This is a genomic window from Amycolatopsis rhabdoformis, from assembly GCF_035918295.1.
In the GTDB taxonomy this organism is placed as follows: Bacteria; Actinomycetota; Actinomycetes; order Mycobacteriales; family Pseudonocardiaceae; genus Amycolatopsis; species Amycolatopsis rhabdoformis.
Genome location: NZ_CP142149.1, coordinates 704,902 through 720,871, shown reverse-complemented (window position 1 = coordinate 720,871; position 15,970 = coordinate 704,902). Strand labels below are relative to the sequence as shown.

15 protein-coding genes are annotated in these 15,970 nt (G+C 71.3%); 9 read left to right on the top strand and 6 right to left on the bottom strand.

Annotated elements, in window-relative coordinates:
- Nucleotides 1-9 precede the first annotated feature (9 nt).
- From VSH64_RS03390 to VSH64_RS03355, 8 genes are all read left to right on the top strand, one after another.
- On the top strand, nucleotides 10-1,629 hold the full coding sequence (locus VSH64_RS03390; RefSeq protein ID WP_326833968.1) for a glucose-6-phosphate isomerase: 1,620 nt from the start codon (nucleotides 10-12) through the stop codon (nucleotides 1,627-1,629).
- The gene (zwf, locus tag VSH64_RS03385) at nucleotides 1,626-3,152 is read left to right on the top strand and encodes a glucose-6-phosphate dehydrogenase (protein ID WP_326833967.1); all 1,527 of its coding nucleotides are present in this window, start codon (nucleotides 1,626-1,628) and stop codon (nucleotides 3,150-3,152) included. Before VSH64_RS03390 ends, zwf begins: the two co-directional genes overlap by 4 nt.
- Nucleotides 3,149-4,198: a glucose-6-phosphate dehydrogenase assembly protein OpcA gene (gene opcA, locus VSH64_RS03380; protein ID WP_326833966.1), complete on the top strand. Its 1,050-nt coding sequence runs from the start codon at nucleotides 3,149-3,151 to the stop codon at nucleotides 4,196-4,198. The genes zwf and opcA overlap by 4 nt, the downstream gene beginning before the upstream one ends.
- Nucleotides 4,195-4,971, top strand: a complete 777-nt coding sequence (pgl, locus tag VSH64_RS03375) for a 6-phosphogluconolactonase (protein ID WP_326833965.1) — start codon at nucleotides 4,195-4,197, stop codon at nucleotides 4,969-4,971. The genes opcA and pgl overlap by 4 nt, the downstream gene beginning before the upstream one ends.
- Before the next feature lie 435 nt (nucleotides 4,972-5,406).
- A complete protein-coding gene (locus VSH64_RS03370) occupies nucleotides 5,407-6,609 on the top strand; it encodes a sensor histidine kinase (protein WP_326833964.1) in 1,203 nt (400 codons plus the stop codon).
- Between the two features lie 166 nt (nucleotides 6,610-6,775).
- Nucleotides 6,776-7,606: a helix-turn-helix domain-containing protein gene (locus VSH64_RS03365; RefSeq protein WP_326833963.1), complete on the top strand. Its 831-nt coding sequence runs from the start codon at nucleotides 6,776-6,778 to the stop codon at nucleotides 7,604-7,606.
- A gap of 52 nt (nucleotides 7,607-7,658) precedes the next feature.
- Complete coding sequence (locus VSH64_RS03360; protein ID WP_326833962.1) at nucleotides 7,659-8,915, top strand: FAD-binding oxidoreductase; 1,257 nt, start codon at nucleotides 7,659-7,661, stop codon at nucleotides 8,913-8,915.
- Nucleotides 8,912-9,517, top strand: coding sequence for a dihydrofolate reductase family protein (locus VSH64_RS03355; protein ID WP_326833961.1), 606 nt, complete (start codon nucleotides 8,912-8,914; stop codon nucleotides 9,515-9,517). Before VSH64_RS03360 ends, VSH64_RS03355 begins: the two co-directional genes overlap by 4 nt.
- Nucleotides 9,518-9,599: 82 nt before the next feature.
- Here VSH64_RS03355 and VSH64_RS03350 read toward each other — a convergent pair whose 3' ends face one another.
- From VSH64_RS03350 to VSH64_RS03325, 6 genes are all read right to left on the bottom strand, one after another.
- Nucleotides 9,600-9,944 carry an RNA polymerase-binding protein RbpA gene (locus VSH64_RS03350; protein ID WP_220238699.1) on the bottom strand — a complete coding sequence of 115 codons (345 nt, stop codon included), beginning with the start codon at nucleotides 9,942-9,944 and terminating at the stop codon, nucleotides 9,600-9,602.
- A gap of 88 nt (nucleotides 9,945-10,032) precedes the next feature.
- Nucleotides 10,033-10,263, bottom strand: coding sequence for a preprotein translocase subunit SecG (gene secG, locus VSH64_RS03345; RefSeq protein WP_220238698.1), 231 nt, complete (start codon nucleotides 10,261-10,263; stop codon nucleotides 10,033-10,035).
- 118 nt (nucleotides 10,264-10,381) lie between these two features.
- Nucleotides 10,382-11,167, bottom strand: coding sequence for a triose-phosphate isomerase (gene tpiA / locus VSH64_RS03340; protein WP_326833960.1), 786 nt, complete (start codon nucleotides 11,165-11,167; stop codon nucleotides 10,382-10,384).
- Complete coding sequence (locus VSH64_RS03335; protein ID WP_326833959.1) at nucleotides 11,167-12,381, bottom strand: phosphoglycerate kinase; 1,215 nt, start codon at nucleotides 12,379-12,381, stop codon at nucleotides 11,167-11,169. Before VSH64_RS03335 ends, tpiA begins: the two co-directional genes overlap by 1 nt.
- A gap of 5 nt (nucleotides 12,382-12,386) precedes the next feature.
- On the bottom strand, nucleotides 12,387-13,391 hold the full coding sequence (gene gap / locus VSH64_RS03330; RefSeq protein ID WP_326833958.1) for a type I glyceraldehyde-3-phosphate dehydrogenase: 1,005 nt from the start codon (nucleotides 13,389-13,391) through the stop codon (nucleotides 12,387-12,389).
- A gap of 585 nt (nucleotides 13,392-13,976) precedes the next feature.
- Nucleotides 13,977-15,158: a winged helix DNA-binding domain-containing protein gene (locus VSH64_RS03325; RefSeq protein WP_326833957.1), complete on the bottom strand. Its 1,182-nt coding sequence runs from the start codon at nucleotides 15,156-15,158 to the stop codon at nucleotides 13,977-13,979.
- Between the two features lie 73 nt (nucleotides 15,159-15,231).
- Between VSH64_RS03325 and VSH64_RS03320 the strand changes: the two genes are divergently transcribed.
- Nucleotides 15,232-15,876 (top strand): LysE family translocator, encoded by a 645-nt coding sequence (locus tag VSH64_RS03320; protein WP_326833956.1) that lies wholly within the window; start codon nucleotides 15,232-15,234, stop codon nucleotides 15,874-15,876.
- The last annotated feature ends 94 nt before the right edge of the window (nucleotides 15,877-15,970 follow it).

The following is a 15,970-nucleotide window of genomic DNA, read 5'->3' as shown; positions in this document are numbered from 1 at the left end:
AGCCAGACCATGACAGGGGACGAAACCGGCGTCGAGCTCGTCGACGCCGAACTGGCAGGCAAGGCGGCTCCGCTGGTCGAGCGGCTCGTCGCCGACCAGGCGGCGTCGAAGCTCGCCGCGCAGGACGCGACGCTGTGGGGACCGGACGCCGAGTCCGAGGCGTCGATCCGGCTCTCGTGGACGTCGCTGCACAAGTCGTCGCGACCGCTGATCGGCGAGATCGAGGCGCTGCGCTCGGAGCTGCAGGCCGAGGGCGTGGACCGCGTGGTGCTCGCCGGCATGGGCGGCTCGTCGCTCGCGCCGGAGGTCATCACGGCCACCGCGGGTGTCGCGCTGACCGTGCTCGACACGACCGACGCGGGCCAGGTCGCCGACGCGCTCGCGGGTGACCTCGAGCGCACGGTGATCGTGGTGTCGTCGAAGTCGGGCGGCACCGTCGAGACCGACAGCCACCGGCGCATCTTCGCGAAGGCCTTCACCGAAGCGGGGATCGACGCGGCGCGGCGGATCGTGGTCGTGACCGACCCGGGCTCGCCGTTCTCGGAACTGTCCGAAAAGGAGGGTTACCGCAAGACCTTCCTGGCCGACCCGAACGTCGGCGGCCGCTACTCGGCGCTGACCGCGTTCGGCCTCGTGCCGGCCGGCCTCGCGGGCGCGGACATCGCGCGCCTGCTGGACCAGGCCGCCGCGGTGGCCGGGACGCTCGGCACCGACTCGGCCGACAACCCGGCGATCAAGCTGGCGGCCGCCTGGGCCGCCGCCCACGAGGGCGGCGCGGAGAAGGTCGTGCTCGCTGACACCGGTTCCGGCATCAAGGGATTCCCGGACTGGGCCGAGCAGCTGATCGCGGAGTCCACCGGCAAGCTGGGCACCGGCCTGCTGCCGGTGGCCGTGGAGGGCCCGGAGGCCCCCGGCTTCGCCGACGCGAAGTCCGACGCGACCCCGGTCGCCATCGGCGCGCCCGAAGGTGCCGCGAAGATCTCGGTGACCGGCCCGCTCGGCGCGCAGTTCCTGCTCTGGGAGTTCGCGACCGCGCTCGCCGGCCGGCTGATCGGGATCAACCCGTTCGACCAGCCCGACGTCGAGGCCGCGAAGAAGGCCGCTCGAGCGTTGCTCGACCAGCCGGAGAAGCTCTCGGGCAAGGAGACGCCGGCCACTGTGGACGGTGCCGTCGAGGTCTTCGGTTCGGAAGGCGTTGCCACGGAAGGAAAGCTGGTGGACGTGCTGCGCGCGTTCTTCGGCTCGGTCACCGAGGGCGGCTACTTCGCGGTGCAGGCCTACCTCGACCGGCTCGACGACGCGTCGACCTCGCTGCTGCGCGGCGAGATCGCCAAGCGCACCGGCGTGCAGACCACGTTCGGCTGGGGTCCGCGGTTCCTGCACTCCACCGGGCAGTACCACAAGGGCGGCCACCAGAACGGCAGCTTCCTCCAGATCACCGGCGCCCCCGCCGAGGACCTGGCGGTGCCGGACCGCCCCTACACCCTCGGACAGCTGCAGCACGCTCAGGCTCTCGGCGACGGTCAGGTCCTCGCCGAGCACGGCCGTCCCGTGCTGCGCCTGCACCTCACGGACCGGGCCGCCGGCCTGGCCGAGCTCGTGCGGGCGGTACAGGAGGCCGGCGAGTGACGACCTGGCAGAACCCCCTGCGGGACCCGCGCGACAAGCGGCTCCCGCGCATCGCGGGCCCGTCGAGCCTGGTGATCTTCGGGGTCACCGGCGACCTGGCGCGCAAGAAGCTCATGCCCGCCATCTACGACCTGGCCCACCGCGGCCTGCTGCCCGCCGGCTTCTCGCTGGTCGGGTTCGCGCGCCGCGACTGGGAGCACCAGGACTTCGGTGAGCTGGTGCACGACTCGGTGCGCGAACACGCGCGCACGCCGTTCAAGGAGTCGGTGTGGAACCGGCTCGCCGAAGGCATCCGCTTCGTGCAGGGCACCTTCGACGACGACGACGCGTTCGACCGGCTCGCCCAGACCGTGAAGGACCTGGACGCCGAGCGCGGCACCGGCGGCAACACGGCGTTCTACCTCTCGATCCCGCCGAGTGCGTTCCCGGTGGTGACCAAGCAGCTGGCCCGCTCGGGCCTGGCCGACACCGACGCCACGACCTGGCGCCGCGTGGTCATCGAGAAGCCGTTCGGCCACGACCTCAAGAGCGCCAAGGAACTCAACGGGATCGTGAACGACGTCTTCCCCGAGGAGTCGGTGTTCCGCATCGACCACTACCTCGGCAAGGAGACGGTGCAGAACCTGCTGGCGCTGCGGTTCGCCAACCAGATGTTCGAGCCGATCTGGAACGCGAACTACATCGACCACGTGCAGATCACCATGGCCGAGGACATCGGCCTCGGCGGTCGCGCGGGGTACTACGACGGGATCGGCGCCGCGCGCGACGTCATCCAGAACCACCTGCTGCAGCTGCTCGCGCTCACCGCGATGGACGAGCCGCTGTCGTTCGAGCCGAAGGCGCTGCGCTCGGAGAAGGCGAAGGTGCTGGCGGCGACCATGCCGATCCGGCCCTTCGACGAGACCACCGCGCGCGGGCAGTACGCCGGCGGCTGGCAGGGCGGCATGAAGGTGCCGGGCCTGCTGCAGGAAGCGGGCTTCGCGAAGGACTCCAAGACCGAGACCTACGCCGCGGTGACGCTGGAGGTGCAGAACCGCCGCTGGGCGGGCGTGCCGTTCTACCTGCGCACCGGCAAGCGGCTCGGCCGGCGCGTCACGGAGATCGCCGTGGTGTTCAAGCGCGCGCCGCACCTGCCGTTCGACTCCACTTCCACCGAGGAGCTGGGCCAGAACGCACTGGTGATCCGCGTGCAGCCCGACGAGGGCATCACGCTGCGGTTCGGCTCGAAGGTGCCGGGGACCACGATGGAGGTCCGCGACGTCACCATGGACTTCGGCTACGGCCACGCCTTCACCGAGTCCTCCCCCGAGGCGTACGAGCGGCTGATCCTCGACGTGCTGCTGGGCGAGCCCTCGCTGTTCCCGGTGAACGACGAGGTGGAGCTCTCCTGGGAGATCCTCGACCCGATCCTGGAGCACTGGGCCAAGGAAGGCGCGCCCGAGCAGTACGCGCCGGGCACGTGGGGTCCGCAGAGCGCTGACGAGATGTTGGAGCGTACGGGCCGGAACTGGAGGCGTCCGTGATCATCGACCTGCCATCCACCACGACTTCGCAGCTGAACAAGAAGCTGGTGGAGATCCGCGACCAGGGCGGCCAGGTCGCGCTGGGCCGGGTGCTGACCCTGGTCATCGTGGCGGACGACGACGCCAAGCTGGAAGAGGCCATCGAGGCCGCGAACCACGCGAGCCGGGAGCACCCGTCGCGCGTGATCGTGGTGGCGAAGGGCGCCCGCACGGCGGCTCCGCGCATCGACGGCCAGATCCGCGTGGGCGGCGACGCCGGCGCGAGCGAGGTCATCGTGCTGCGCCTCTACGGGCCGCTCGCCGCGCAGGGCCAGAGCGCGGTCGTGCCGCTGCTGCTGCCCGACGCGCCGATCGTCACGTGGTGGCCGGGCGCGGGCCCGAAGGCCCCGGCGGAGGACCCGCTGGGCCAGATCGCGCAGCGGCGCATCACCGACTCGGCCGCGGAGAAGAGCCCCATAAGGGCACTGACCACGCGGGCGAAGGCCTACGTGGAAGGCGACACGGACCTGGCGTGGACGCGGCTCACGCACTGGCGCGCGCAGCTCGTGTCGGCGCTCGACCTGCCGCCGTACGAGAAGATCACGGCGGCGACCGTGACCGGTGAGGCCGACTCGCCGTCCACGGAGCTGCTGGCGGGCTGGCTCGCCGAGTACCTCAAGGTGCCGGTGAAGCGGATCAAGAGCTCCAGCGCCCAGGGCATCATCTCCGTGGAGCTCGAACGGCGCTCCGGTGCCGTGGAGCTGACCCGGCCGGACGGTCGCGTCGGCACGCTGACGCAGCCGGGGCAGCCCACGCGGCGCCTCGCGCTGCAGCGGCGGAGCAACCCGGAGTGCCTGGTGGAGGAGCTGCGCCGGCTCGACCCGGACGAGGTCTTCGAGGCGGCGCTGCACGGGCTGCCGAAGATCAGCGCACCGACCACGGCGGCGGCGAAGACCTCTGCCGCTGCGAAGGCTCCGGCGGCCAAGGCTCCGGCCGCCAAGCCGGCGGCGAAGGCTCCTGCCGCGAAGAAGGCCGGCAAGGCCAAGGCGGAAAAGAGCGCCTCGTGAGCCGGACCGAGGTCGTCGTCTACGAAAACGCCGAACTGCTGGCGGCCGCCGCGGCGGCGCGCCTGGTCACCCGGATCGTCGACGTGCAGGCGGCCAAGGGTTCGGCCTCGGTCGTGCTCACCGGCGGCGGCACGGGCATCGCGGTGCTCCAGGAGCTCAACGCCTCGAGCGCGCGCGACGCCGTCGACTGGTCGCGGCTCGACGTGTACTGGGGCGACGAGCGGTTCGTGCCGGCCGATTCCGACGAGCGCAACGAGAAAGGCGCGCGCGAGGCCCTGCTGGACCACGTGCCGCTGGACCCGAAGCGCGTGCACGTGATGGCGCCTTCGGACGGCGAGTTCGGTGACGACGTGGACGCCGCGGCCGCGGCGTACGCGGAGGTGCTGGCTTCGCAGGCGGGCCCGGACGAGGGCGGCGTGCCCGCGTTCGACATCTGCCTGCTCGGGCTCGGCGGGGAAGGGCACACCGCTTCGGTGTTCCCGGACTCCCCCGCCGTGCACGAGACGGCGCTTTCGGTGGTGGCGGTGCGCGACTGCCCCAAGCCGCCGTCGACGCGCGTGTCGCTCACGCTCACGGCCATCCGCCGCGCGCGTGAGGTGTGGCTGATGACGGCGGGCGAGGCCAAGGCCGAGGCCGTGTCGCTGGCTCTGTCGGGTGCGCCGGAGGTGCAGGTGCCCGTGGCGGGTGCCCGCGGCTACCGGCGCACGCTGTGGCTCCTGGACCGCTCGGCGGCCGGGAAGCTCACGAAGGTGTACGAGCCGCCGACCGCGTAGCTCTGTTTTTCTCGAAGGCCGCTCCGGGTTCGCCCGGGGCGGCCTTCTTGGCGTTTCGGGGTCGGTGCACGCCCCTGACCGTGGGTTTCCGGTTCTGCCCCGAAGGCTGACCCGTGCCACCCAGAAGCGTGAAGATCATTCATGTGCCGAACGGACCAGTGATCACTACTCCAAAGAGCGGCTCACCAGTATGTGGGATCACCCGTAAGGTGAACGTAGGGTGTTGTGATCGACACGAGGTGACGTCAGACTTCTTCGTGTCACCCGATTGCCGTAGTGATGGAGATCAGACGACCAAAGTTGTGGGTCCGGGTGAAACTTACCGTCGTCACACGTCTTCTCGTTAGCATCCGCACATTTGTTGCTCGCCGCGCGTCCCGATCGGGTGTCCGGCGCATCTCATCATCAAGTCCACAAGACGAATGGGGTCGCCGCATGAGCACTGAGGGACTCTCGATTCCAGGAATCTCGATGGGCAGCCCCGGCGCGGGGGCGGCCGATCGGGTCCGGCGGTTCAGCCTGAGCGGTGTGCTGAGCGCCCTGCGCCGGCCGTTCGCCTCGACGGTGGGGGTCGAGGCCGTCGCCGTGCTGCTGGCCGTGCTCGACGTGTGGCTGGTCATCCCGCCGAAGGCCCCGCCCTATTCGATCTACCTCTCGGCCGCGGCGTGCCTGGCCGTGGTGCTGCGGCGGCGGTTCCCGTTCCTCGCGGTGGTGCTCGCGGTGCCGGGCTTCCTCGCCGGCTGGGCGCAGCTGGCGTCGATGATCACGCTCGGCACGCTCGCGACCAAGCGCCAGATCCACTGGCAGACCTGGGTGGGCGCCGGTCTGGTGTTCATCTGCCGGTTCGTGCAGTGGCCGCTGGAGGACTTCGCGCAGCTGAGCTGGCGCGAGCACGTGCTCGACGGCATCTACGGCGTGCTCGTGGCCGGCATGCCCATCGCCATCGGCCTGCTGATCGGCGCGCGCGCCGAGATCTCCGCCAAGCTCGCCGAGCTGGCCACCAGCCGCGACCGCGAACGCCGCTTCCACGCCGACGCCGTCCGCGCCGAGGAGCGCGCCCGGCTGGCGCGCGAGATGCACGACGTCGTGTCGCACCAGATCACGCTCATCGCCATGCAGGCCGGTGCCCTGCAGGCCCAGTCCACCGACGGCCCGTCGCTGCAGACCGCGCAGGTCATCCGCCAGCTCTCCACCCGCACGCTCGAAGAGCTGCGCTCGCTCGTGAGCGTGCTGCGCTCCGGCGCCGAGGACGACGGCCCGCGCCCCGGCATCGGCGAGCTCGACCACCTCATCCGCACCGCGGACGTGCCGGTGCACCTCACCGTGGAGCGCCTGCCGGACACCGTGCCGAGCCAGGTGTCGGCCGCGGCCTACCGCACCGTGCAGGAGTGCCTCACCAACGTGCACAAGCACGCCCCCGGCGCCACCGCCACCATCCGCATCCAGGGCGGCAGCGGCGCGCTGAACATCGAGGTCCGCAACGAACGCGCCTCCCGCACCGGCGACGACCTCCCCTCGGGCGGCCACGGCCTCACCGGCCTCGCCGAACGCGCCCGCCTGCTCGGCGGCAGCTTCGAAACCTCGGACACCGAAGACGGCGGCTTCCGCGTGCGGGCCAGGTACCCGCTGGACCGCTGATTCGGGAAGTCCCGGTCCCCCTGCAGGTCGAAGGGGTGGCCCCCGGTGTACGCCGCGATCCGGCGTGACGGGTGCCACCCCTTCGCCGCGTTCTGCCGGCCTTCCGGTCGGCTGGTCCGACGGCTCGCGGCTTGACGGCCGTGCGAGCGGCCGCTTCAGTGCTGGGGTGACGTCGTACGTCGAGGGGTCGCCGGTGTCGCAGCTGGCGGGGGTGGTGCGCACGGTCTGGGTGCAGCGGACCGGCGCCGAGCCGTACGTGCAGCGCCACCTGCCGACCGGGGGCGTCGAGCTGCACTTTCCGGTCGGAGGGCGGCCGCAGCTGGTCGGGCCGCTCACCGGTCCGCACGTCGAGGTGATTCCGCCGCACACCACGCTCGTCGGGGTGCGGTTCCGGCCCGGTGCGGCGCCGCCGTTGCCCGTGGTGCTCGACGATCTCGTCGACCAGCGCGTGGGCTTGGCCGAGCTGTGGGGCGCTCGGGTCGAGCGGCTGGTGGAGGCGGTGGCCGTCGCGGAGACGCCGGAGCGCGCGCTCGAGGTGCTGCAAGCGCATCTGCTGCAGGAGTACCGGGCCGCCGGTGGTGCGGATCCGTTGGTGGGTGCGGCTGTGCGGGCGCTGATGCCGTGGCAGCCGGTGGACATCTCCGAGCTGGCCGGGCACCTGGCGCTGTCGCCGAGCCAGCTGCGCCGCCGGTGCCTGCACGCGCTCGGGACGGGCCCCAAGGTCCTGCAGCGCACGCTGCGATTCCAGGGCTTCCTGGCGCTGGCCCAGGCGGGTGCCACGGCGTCGGGCCGGGTCGGGGCCGACGGGGTGGCCGGGCTCGCGGTCGACGTCGGCTACGCGGACCAGGCGCACCTGAGCCGCGAATGCCTGCGCCTCACCGGGGTGACGCCCCGCGGCCTGCTCGGCGGTGACGTCGACCGGTGCGCGTGCGGCCACGACCACTCGGCGTCCTACCGGCCGTTCCTCGCCGGGCGGGCGGTGCCGGGCCGGCGCTGAGTGCGCGTTTCGTTCAAGAAACCGAGACGGCGCCGTTCGTAGGGTCGGAGCCATGTTCGGTTCTTCGCTCGACGGTGAGGTGTTCCGCCCCGGCTCCCCCGGCTACGAGTCGGTGCGCCGCCCGGTGAACCCGGCGTTCCGGGACGTGCGGCCGCGGCTGGTGGTGCGCTGCCGGTCGGTCGCCGACGTCGTCGCCACCCTGGAGCACGCGCACCGGACCGGCGAGCGGCTGGCGGTGCGCGGCGGCGGGCACTGCTTCGCGGGCCGGTCGTCCACCGACGGGATCGTGCTCGATGTGTCCACAATGGACGACATCGAGGTGGTCGGGCCGGCCGCGATCGGTGGCGGCGCAAGGCTTTCGCGGGTGTACTCGGCGCTGCACGCCCACGGGTGCACGCTGCCCGCCGGGTGCGGGCCGACCGTCGGCCTCGCCGGCCTCACCCTCGGCGGCGGGATCGGCCTGCTGGGCCGCGAGCACGGGCTGACGTGCGACCGGCTGATCGGCGCGCAGGTGGTGCTCGCCGACGGCCGCGTCGTGGACTGCGACGGCGAGCGGGAGCCGGACCTGTTCTGGGCGTTGCGGGGTGGCGGCGGCGGGCACTTCGGTGTGGTGACTTCGCTGCGGTTCGACCCCGTCCCCTCGCCGGTGATGATCCGCGTCGAAGCCGTCGCGACCGACGGGCTCGCGGATCTGGTGTCGGCGTGGCAGTCCTGGGCACCGGACGCACCGGACGGGCTCACCGTGAACCTCACGCTGACGTCGTCGCCCGGCGAGCCCGTGGTGGCGCGGCTGTTCGGTGCCTCGACGCTGATCGAAGAGCGAACGCGCTCGCTGCTTCCCGGCCTGTCCCTGCGGGCGGGCCTCACTGTCCCCGAGCTGAAGCGGAGTTTCACCGAGCCGCCGGACGAGCGGCCGGTGCGGATCCGGTCGGAGTTCTTCGCCGAAGCGCTGCCCGACCGGACCCTCGTGGACCTCCTCGACGGACTCGCCGAGCCGCGAAACTCGGGCCGGCGGGAGCTCGCGTTCACCGCGATGGGCGGTGCGTACAACCGCGTCGCCGCCGAAGCCACCGCCTTCGCCCACCGGAGCGAGCGGTTTCTGCTGGAGCACAACGGCGACGCCCCCTGGGTGGACCGCTCCTGGGCGACCGTGCACGACTCAGGGCGCGTCTACCCGAACTTCCCCGACCCCGCCCTCGCCGACGAAGCCACCGCCTACCACGGCGCCAACCTCACCCGCCTGAAGGCGATCAAGCGGGCGTACGACCCCGGAGAGTTTTTCGTTTCCCATCTGACGGAGGAACCATGAGCAAGGTCATCTGCGCCCACGCCGTGTCGGTCGACGGCTTCATCAGCGGCCGCACCCCCGACGGCCAGGAGGAGTTCGGCCGCGGCCTCGGCGACGCGCCCACGCTGTTCGACTGGTACTTCGCCGGCGACACACCCAGCCGGGTGTTCGACGGCTTCAAGCTGAGCGAGCCCAGCGCCCGCCTCTTCGACGGCCTCGCGGGCCGCCTCGGCGCGGTCGTCGCGGGCCGCACCACCTACGAGCACTCCAGCGGCTTCGGCAGCGGCAGTCCCCACCCGACGGCGCCGCTCATCGTGGTGAGCAACCGCCCGGTCGACGACCTCGCCGGCTCGCAGACCCACGTGAGCACCGGCGTAGCCGATGCCATCGCCGCCGCCCGCACCACGGCGGCCGGCCAGGACATCGGCGTGATGGGCGGTGAGTTGGCCACCGAGGCCCTGAAAGCCGGCCTCGTCGACGAACTCGTGCTCCACCAGGTGCCGATCCTCCTCGGCGGAGGACGGCCGTTCTTCCACGCGCTGCCCGAGCACGTGTCGCTGCGGTTGATCCAAGCGGTGGCGGCGCCCGGTGTCACGCACCTGCACTACGAGGTGCTGCGCTGAGCACACCGGCCGGAATACCCCAGAACGCACGAAACCACCGTCGTCGGTTGATCAACCGACGACGGTGGTCGCGAGAGAAGAGCTAGATCAGTTCCCGGCGCTGACGCAGGCGTTCGAGAGCCTCGGCGAGGATGGCTTCGCCATCGGCGTCGCTGCGGCGTTCCTTCACGTACGCGAGGTGCGTCTTGTAGGGCTCGGTGCGGGGCGCGGCGGGCGGGTTCTGCTCGTCCTGTCCGCCGGGCAGGCCGCAGCGCGGGCAGTCCCACTCGTCGGGGATTTCGGCCTCCATCGCGAACGACGGACGGGCCTCGTGGCCGTTTGCACACCAGTAGGAGATGCGGCGCCGCGGCGCCGACTCACCACGTTCCGATTCGCCCGAAGGACCGGCACCCACCCGGGTGCCGCGAATCGCGTTACCGCCAACCATGAATCCTCACACCTAGGAATCGGCGGCGCGCCCCCCAATAGGCACGCCGATGCACACGGGGCGGAAGAGCCCCGAGCGGGGAGTCCGGTCAGACCTTGAGCAGCAGGCCGAGGCCCACGATGCTGATCAGCCAGATCGCACCCAGCAGCAGGGTGATCCGGTCGAGGTTCTTCTCGGCCACGCTCGAGCCCGAGAGGCTGGACTGCATACCGCCGCCGAACAGCGACGACAGACCGCCACCCCGGCCGCGGTGAAGCAGCACGGCCACCACCAGCAGCACGCTGGAGACGATCAACAGGATTTGCAGGAACAGCTTCATGTCATCCTCTGTGTTCTTCGGAGAATGCAGGGGTACGGCGCGATCTTCACCGTACCCCTGGACTCGTCCACTGCTGTGTGACGGACCGGATACACAGGTTACCCGGTAGTGGCCTCGATCAGGGCAGGGGGCCACCCGCCGCGAGTGCGCAGAGTTTGGTGAACTCGTCACCGTCGAGGCTCGCGCCACCCACGAGAGCACCGTCGATGTTCTCGCAGCCCACCAGCTCGCCCACGTTGCCCGACTTCACCGAACCGCCGTAAAGCACCCGAACGGCCGAAGCGACCTCGTCGCCGTACTTCTCCGAGAGCACCGTGCGGATGGTCTTGCAGACCTCCTCGGCGTCGGCGGGCGTCGCCACCTTGCCGGTGCCGATGGCCCACACCGGCTCGTAGGCCACCACGACGTCCTTGACCTGCTCGGCCTTGAGCCCCTTGAGGCCCTCGAGCAGCTGGTTCGTGGCGTGCGAGTGGTGCTCGCCGGCCTCGCGGACCTCGAGCTTCTCGCCCACGCACAGGATCGGCGTGATCCCGTGCTTGATCGCCGCGCGCACCTTCTTGTTGACCAGCTCGTCGGTCTCGGCGTGGTACTCGCGCCGCTCCGAGTGGCCGATGGTCACGTAGGTGCAGCCCAGCTTGGCGAGCATCGGGCCCGACACCTCACCGGTGTAGGCACCGGAGTCGTGTGCGGACACGTCCTGCGCACCGTAGGTGAGCGACAGCTTGTCGCCGTCGGTGAGGGTCTGCACGCTGCGGATGTCCGTGAACGGCGGCAGCACCGCCACGTCCACCTTCGCGTAGTACTTCTCCGGCAACGCGAAGGCGATCTTCTGAACCAAGGCGATGGCCTCGAGGTGGTTCAGGTTCATCTTCCAGTTGCCGACGATCAACGGCTTGCGCGCCACTAGTTCTTCTCCTCCAACGCCGACACGCCGGGCAGCTCCTTGCCCTCCAGGTACTCCAGGGAGGCGCCGCCGCCCGTGGAGATGTGGGAGAAGCCGTCCTCGGGCAGGCCCAGCTGCCGCACCGCGGCCGCCGAGTCGCCGCCGCCGACCACGGTGAACGCGTCGCTCTTCACCAGCGCCTCGGCCACGGCACGGGTGCCGCCCGAGAACGCCTCGAACTCGAACACGCCCATCGGGCCGTTCCAGAACACGGTGGCGGCGTCGGCCAGCTTGCTCGCGAACAGCTCGCGGCTCTCCGGGCCGATGTCGAGGCCCTGGCGGTCGGCCGGGATGGCCGTGGCCGCGACGACCTCGTGCTCGGCGTCGGCGGCGAACTCCGTGGCGGCCAGCACGTCGACCGGCAGCACGAGCTCGACGCCGCGCTTCTCGGCCTCGGCGAGGAAGCCCGACACCTGGTCGAGCTGATCGGCCTGCAGCAGCGACTGGCCGACCTCGTGGCCCTGGGCCTTGAGGAAGGTGTACGCCATGCCGCCGCCGATGAGCAGGCGGTCGACCTTGGTGAGCAGGTTGGCGATCACGCCGAGCTTGTCCGACACCTTCGCGCCGCCGAGCACCACCACGTAGGGGCGCTTGACGTCGTCGGTGAGCTTCTGCAGCACGTCGAGCTCGGCCAGTACCAGGCCACCGGCGTAGGCCGGCAGCACGGCGGCGATCTCGTAGACCGAGGCCTGCTTGCGGTGCACCACACCGAAGCCGTCGGACACGAACGCGCCACCGGGCACGAGCGCGGCCAGCTCGGCGGCCAGCTCGGAGCGGTCCACGGCGTCCTTGCTGGTCTCGCGCGCGTCGAAGCGCACGTTTTCCAGCATCACGACGCCGCCGTCGGCGAGCCCGCCGACGAGCTGCTTCGCGGAGTCGCCCACGAGGTCGCCGGCGAGCGGGACCTCGGAGCCGAGCAGCTCGCCCAGCCGCTTCGCGACCGGCGCGAGGGTGTACTTCGCGTCGGGCTCACCCTTCGGGCGGCCCAGGTGGGCCGTGACGACGACCTTGGCGCCCGCCGCGGCGAGCTTCTCGATCGTCGGCTGGGCCGCGCGGACGCGGCCGTCGTCGGTGATCCGGTCCCCGTCGAGCGGGACGTTCAGGTCGCTGCGCACGAGTACGTAGCGGCCCTGAACTCCCTCGCTCAGCAGGTGTTCGAGGTTCTTGACCGTCATCGGGTTCAGGAGAGCTTCGAACCGACGAGCTTGACCAGGTCGGCGAGGCGGTTGGAGTAGCCCCACTCGTTGTCGTACCAGCCGACGACCTTGACCTGGTTGCCGATGACCTTGGTCAGCGGCGCGTCGTAGATGCAGGACGCCGGGTCGGTGACGATGTCGGCCGACACGATCGGGTCCTCGTTGTAGCGCAGGTAACCCGACAGCGGGCCCTCGGCCGCGGCCTTGTACGCGGCGTTGACCTCTTCGAGCGTCGCGGACTTGGTGAGGGTGACCGTGAGGTCGGTGGCCGAGCCTGTCGGCACCGGCACGCGCAGCGCGTAACCGTCGAGCTTGCCCTGCAGCTCCGGCAGCACCAGGCCGATGGCCTTCGCCGCACCGGTGGAGGTCGGCACGATGTTCAGCGCGGCGGCGCGGGCGCGGCGCAGGTCCTTGTGCGGCGCGTCCTGCAGGTTCTGGTCCTGCGTGTACGCGTGGATGGTGGTCATCAGGCCCTGCTCGATGCCGAACGCGTCCTGCAGGACCTTGGCCAGCGGGCCGAGGCAGTTGGTGGTGCAGGAGGCGTTGGAGATGATGACCTGCGAGCCGTCGTACTTGTCGTCGTTGACGCCCAGCACGATCGTGAGGTCCTCACCCTTGGCGGGCGCGGAGATGATGACCTTCTTGGCACCGCCGGCGATGTGCGCCTTCGCGGCGTCGGCGTTGGTGAAGAAGCCCGTGGACTCGACGACGACGTCCACGCCCAGGTCGCCCCACGGCAGGTTCGCCGGGTCGCGCTCCGCCAGGGCCTTGATGGTCTTGCCGTCGACGACGATGCCGTCGTCGCTCAGGCTGACCTCGCCCGGGAAGCGGCCCAGGATGGAGTCGTACTTGAGCAGGTGGGCCATCGTCGCGACGTCGCCGAGGTCGTTGAACGCGACGACCTCGATGTCGTGACCGCTCGCCTTCACGGCGCGGAAGAAGTTGCGGCCGATCCGGCCGAAGCCGTTGACACCTACGCGAACGGTCACTGCTGCCACTCCTCTTATCGCTGTGTTTCCGAACCGGGGCCCACGCCCCGGAAGACTTCCGGGCTCGGCGCAACCCTAGCGTGCGGGCGCGGTCGACCCTGACTGCCCCGACGAGACTTCCACCACTGCGCCGAGCCGTCAAGAATCGATTAAGAAGCCAGCTCACGAGCTTGCGACAGGAAATCGGGTGGTGTCACAGGAGTGGGTGCGGACCAGTCGCTTGATCGGTCTTGGTGCCGGGGTTCACGCGGTGGGACGGCGGGGGTGTGACGTCCGGAACGCCGGGATCGGGGTGGGTAGGTTGCGGTGGGGTCGGACTCGGCTGCGTCGGACTTTCGGGTGTGTCGGGGTCGGGTGGGTCCGGCTCGAACAGACAGCGAGGGTGGTTCGTTCGGCCGGCCTCCGGTGCGGACGGCCCGAGTTCGGCGGTTGTCCCGCGAACCGACGCGGCCGGGCGAGGCGAGCGTTCGCTGAACGACCCGCCGACCGCTCAGGGCACCGAGGTCGCCCGCGTGGGCGCCGCCGACAGGACTACGAGCCTCGCCCTCCGTTACGCCCGACGGAATCCTTCCGCGTCGAAGCCGGTCACGAGGAGAGTTCCCGCTCGGCCGGCGTGCGGAACTTCGGCACCACCCGCGTCTCCCCCAGCCACACCTGAAGCCGCGCGGCTTCGGCTTCCAGCGCGGCCGCGCGGTCGGCCCCCACGTCTTCCAGCAGGCGCAGCACGACCTCACCCGAGGGGCGCTGCGCCCAGGCGCCGACGATGCGGCCGTCGCACCAGGCGGTGGGGCCGATGTTGCCGCTGCGGTCGAAGAGGGCTTCGCGGTGCGGGCCGAGGTACCAGGGTCGCGTGGACCAGCCCATGGGAGTGGGGTCCAGCGCCGGGAGGAGGGCGACCCACGGGTCCGGTTCGGCGACGGGGTCCAGATCGTCGCGCAGCGCGATGCCCGGTTCGCCGTCGAGGTCGACCTCGGCGGGGCCGATCGCGGTGAGGGCCTGTTTGGTCTGGGCGGCCGTCCAGCCGGTCCACCAGCGCAGGTCGGCGACGGGCGCCGGGCCGAAGGCGTGCAGCCAGCGCCGGGCGAGCGCGACGCGTGCGTCGGCCGCGGCAAGCGCCGGCAGGCCGCCTTCGAGCCACCCGTCGAGCGGGGACCACACGTACTGCGTGCTGAGCCAGGTGCCGCGCGGGCGTCCGCGCACGATCCGGCCGTCGACGGCGAGCTGGAACAGCACGCGGCTGGTGACGTTGCCGATAGCCGCGTACGGCTTGCCCTTGGCCATGTGCAGTTGCTGGCGAAGCCGGGGTTCGTCCTCCGACAGCTGCTGCGCCGTGGCGGATCCCCTGGCGCGCAAGGCTTTCTCGACGCTGTCGGCGACCTCGGCGAGCCAGCTCGGCGGGTCCTCGACATTGGCCGGATGCCCGATCGTGCCGAGCTGCTGTTCGAGGAGTTTCCGTTGCCGCGCGGCGATGTCCGCCGCGCAGCCGGCCTGGACGAGCGCCGCCGTGGCCACGTCGGCGACGAACATCGTGCGCCGCATGCCGAGGAGCCGCAGCAGGGTGCGGTCTTCGTAGAGCGCCTGCTCCACCCGCGCGACGACGTCGGCCGAACCCGGCAACCGCGCCCACGCCGCCAGGTACACCGACGCCGGGTCCGTCGCGTGCAGAGCGACGACCCCGGCGGCGGCGTGCTCGACGGTCGCCGCGGGGGTGGCGAGACGGTGGCGCACACCGAGGCGGGCGCGGCGCTGCGCGGTGGAGATCTTCACCCCGCCATTCCTATCAGCGGGGTCCGACAAAAACGTCTCGTCCGCACCCCGTTCCGCGTTCTACCCTCGACAGATGGTCACCCCGGCACACTTCGCGGCCTTCGCCGCCCTCACGTTCCTGATGGTCGTGGTCCCCGGGCCGAGCGTGCTGTTCACCATCAGCCGCGCCCTCACCGTCGGCCGCCGCGACGCCCTGCTCACCGTCCTGGGCAACGCCACCGGCGTCTACACGCAGGTGGTGGCCGTCGCGTTCGGGCTCGGGGTGGTCGTGACGACCTCGGCGACCGTGTTCACCGTGATCAAGCTCGCCGGCGCCCTGTACCTCGTGTACCTGGGCGTGCAGGCGATCCGCAAGCGCCGCAAACTCGCCGACGCGATGGCCACGGCCGTGCGCACCACCCCGGGCCGCACGCTGTCCGTGCTGCGCGTCGGGTTCGTCGTGGGCTTCGCCAACCCGAAGTCGATCGTGTTCCTGGCCGCGCTGCTCCCCCAGTTCGTCGACCCGGCCGCCGGCTCGGTGCCCGCGCAGATGCTGCTGCTCGGCCTGTGCCTGCCGGTGATCGCGCTGGCCACCGACAGCGCGTGGGCCGTGGTGGCCGGCACCGCCCGCACGTGGTTCGCCCGCTCCCCCCGCCGCCTCGAACTCGTGGGCGGCACCGGCGGCCTGGTGATGATCGGCCTGGGCGCGACGCTCGCGTTCACGGGTCGCAAGGATTGATTCCGCTTCGGCCCGGAACCGGTGACAATCCGGTCGACCTCCGTGACTGACCCGCCTCGACGGTGACACTGGCCAGGATGCCGTCACGAGTGGG